Raw genomic sequence first — 2,976 nt, forward strand, 5'->3', positions numbered from 1 at the left:
CAGGGATCTGTCGTGGAACAAAATTTCGCACACGCTAGAGAAGCCTGTGGGAGCTGGCTTGCCAGCGATGGCGTCCGACCTGTCAACGCAGGAGATAAGGGATGTCGACCTTCACCGCCCCCGTCGGGCAATCCTTCTCGCACGGCATGCAGTACCAGCATTCATCGAACGCCATGTAGGCCTTTTGCGTGGCCGGGTTGATTGCCAGCAGGTCCATCGGGCAGACGTCGACACACACCGTGCAGCCCTTTTCGGCGATGCATTTGTCCTCGTCGACGGTGACCGGCGCGTTGGAGCGGAAGAAGATTTCCTGAGCTTGATAAGCCATGGTTCGGACTCTCTTTTCAGTGATGCATCAAGCGGCGCAGGCGCCGACCCGCAGGCGGTCGTAAGCCTGCATTTCGTCGGCGTCGAGCGGGATGATGTAAGGCTCGACGGCTTTCTTGAAACTGGTCATGCGCCCGTCCTCGCCCTTCTTCAGATGGCAATGGCAGAACCACTCGGCGTCGTTGCGTTGCGGGTGATCGACGCGATAGTGGTACAAGCCCCAGCGGCTTTCGGCGCGGAACAACGACGCGCGGGCGGCCATTTCGGCGCAATCGCGGATCACGCTGGTTTCCATCGCTCGCATCAGTTCGTGAGCGTTATTGGCTTTCATCTGCTCGAGATCGCGCTCGATTTCGCTGAAGCGTTGCAGGCCGATCTGCATTTTTTTGGTCACTTTCGGCGGTTGCAGGTAGTCGTTGACGAAGCGCCGCAGCTTGTACTCGACCTGCGCCGGCGGCAGACCGTCCTGACGATCGAGCGGCGCGTAGACCCGGGCCTGTTCCTTGACGATCTGCTCGCTGTCCAGTGCGGAAAACTCGCGGCCGGCGACAAATTCCGCGGCGTTGTGCCCGGCGAACCAGCCGTAAGTGAACGCGCCGAGCATGTAATTGTGCGGCACCGCAGCCATGTCGCCGGCCGAATACAAGCCTTTGACTGAAGTCTCGGCACGCTCGTTGACCCACACGCCGGACGCCGAGTGGCCGCTGCAAAAACCGATTTCCGAAATGTGCATTTCGACCATCTGCGTACGGTAGTCAGTGCCACGGTTGGCGTGGAACTGGCCACGGCTCGGGCGCTCGTTGCTGTGCAGGATTTCCTCGATGTTCTGGATGGTTTCCTCGGCCAGATGGTCGAGTTTGAGGAACACCGGGCCGTTGCCGCTCTCCAGTTCCTGATGGAACTCCCACATCATCTGTCCGCTCCAGTAGTCGCACTCGATGAAGCGTTCGCCCTTGTTGTTGGCGGTGTAGCCCCCCAGCGGGCCGGTGACGTAGGCGCAGGCCGGGCCGTTGTAGTCCTTGATCAACGGGTTGATCTGAAAGCACTCGAGATTCGCCAGCTCAGCGCCGGCGTGATAGGCCATCGCGTAGCCGTCGCCCGCATTGGTCGGGTTTTCGTAGGTGCCCATCAGGTAGCCCGACGACGGCAGACCGAGGCGTCCGGCCGCGCCGCAGGCGAGAATCACTGCTTTGGCCTTGATCACATGGAAGTCGGCGGTGCGGCAATCGAAGCCCATCACACCGTTGACCGCGCCCTCCTCGTCAGTCAGCAAACGCGTGCAGACCAGGCGATTGGTGATGCTCACCCGCGCACGTTTCAACTGCCGATACAGGACTTTCTTGATGTCGTGCCCTTCCGGCATCGGCAGCACATAGGCGCCCATGTGGTGGACCTTTTTTACCGCGTAGTCACCGGTCTCGTCTTTCTCGAACTTCACGCCCCAGCGGTCGAGTTGTTCGATGGTTTCAAAACTGTGCGTCGCATAGGCGTAGACCGCCGCCTGATTGACGATGCCGTCGTTGGCGATGGTGATTTCCTTGGTGTACTGCTCCGGTGTCGAGTGGCCGGGAATGATCGCGTTGTTCAGGCCATCCATGCCCATGCTGATCGCGCCGCTGCGCTTGACGTTGGCCTTGTCGACCAGCAATACGCGCAAATCGCGGTTCTTCTCCTTGGCCTTGATCGCTGCCATCGGCCCGGCCGTACCGCCGCCAATCACGACAATGTCGTATTCCTGTTCTAGAACGTTGCGGGTCATGCCTGCTCCCCTTTTTGCCGGTCGATCCGCAGGCGGTACTGGAACGCATCGCCACGGTAATAAAGGTGTTCGAAGTCCAACGGCTGGCCCTGGGCGTCATGGGTCAGGCGCTCGATGCGCATGATCGGCGAGCCCGCTTCGACGTTGAGCGCCTGGGTCAGGTCGCTGTCAGCCAGCACTGCGTCGATGGCCAGATCGGCGTGGCCAAGGGCGATGCCGCAGTCGTTTTCGAGGATCAGAAAGATGTCGCGAGTGACCAGGTCGGCCTTCTCCAGCCGTTCGCCGACCGCTTTGGGCAGGTAGGTGATTTCCAGCGAGATCGGCTCGCGATTGATCAGCCGTACGCGTTTGATCTGCGCGACGATTTCACCTTCGGCCACCTGCAGACGCTCGGCGACACGTTTGTCGGCCGGAATGAATTTGAAACTGCGCAGGCGGTTGATCACTTCATAACCGCGCCCGGTCATCGACTCGGCGAGGCCTTGCAGGCTACTGACGTTCTGAAAGGTTTTCGGCTTGGCGACGAAGGTGCCCTTGCCGTGGATCTTGAAGATCAGGCCTTCCTTTTGCAGATCACCGAGTGCCTGGCGCACGGTGATGCGGCTGACTTTGAACAGCGCGCCCAGTTCGCTTTCGGAAGGCATCTGGCTGTCTTGCGGGTATTCACCGTCGAGAATCCGCGCACGCAGGACATCGCGCAGTTGGGTGTGCAGCGGAACGCTACTGAGGGAGAGAACGTTATCGGTCATCGTCGGATAACTTGTTATAACGAGTTATGACGTGATCTTAGAGACGTTATGACGAGGTTGAGAAATATTGTTTGGGCATAACCTTAGATGCGCCTTTAAAAGCAAAAGATCGCAGCCTTCGGCAGCTCCTACAGTTAGAAA

General features: G+C 59.5%; 3 protein-coding genes. All 3 read right to left on the bottom strand.

Annotated features, from left to right (window positions below; genetic code table 11):
• Positions 1-82: 82 nt before the first annotated feature.
• Genes F8N49_RS26955 through F8N49_RS26965 form a run of 3 tightly spaced genes read right to left on the bottom strand, consistent with a single transcriptional unit; the run spans position 83 to position 2,835 of the window.
• Positions 83-328, bottom strand: coding sequence for a ferredoxin family protein (locus tag F8N49_RS26955; protein ID WP_003225615.1), 246 nt, complete (start codon positions 326-328; stop codon positions 83-85).
• 27 nt (positions 329-355) lie between these two features.
• Positions 356-2,086 (bottom strand): fumarate reductase/succinate dehydrogenase flavoprotein subunit, encoded by a 1,731-nt coding sequence (locus F8N49_RS26960; RefSeq protein ID WP_151553251.1) that lies wholly within the window; start codon positions 2,084-2,086, stop codon positions 356-358.
• Positions 2,083-2,835 carry a GntR family transcriptional regulator gene (locus F8N49_RS26965; RefSeq protein WP_016774450.1) on the bottom strand — a complete coding sequence of 251 codons (753 nt, stop codon included), beginning with the start codon at positions 2,833-2,835 and terminating at the stop codon, positions 2,083-2,085. Before F8N49_RS26965 ends, F8N49_RS26960 begins: the two co-directional genes overlap by 4 nt.
• Between the last annotated feature and the right edge of the window lie 141 nt (positions 2,836-2,976).

Source organism: Pseudomonas sp. GXM4 (assembly GCF_008923895.1).
Classification (GTDB): Bacteria; Pseudomonadota; Gammaproteobacteria; order Pseudomonadales; family Pseudomonadaceae; genus Aquipseudomonas; species Aquipseudomonas atacamensis.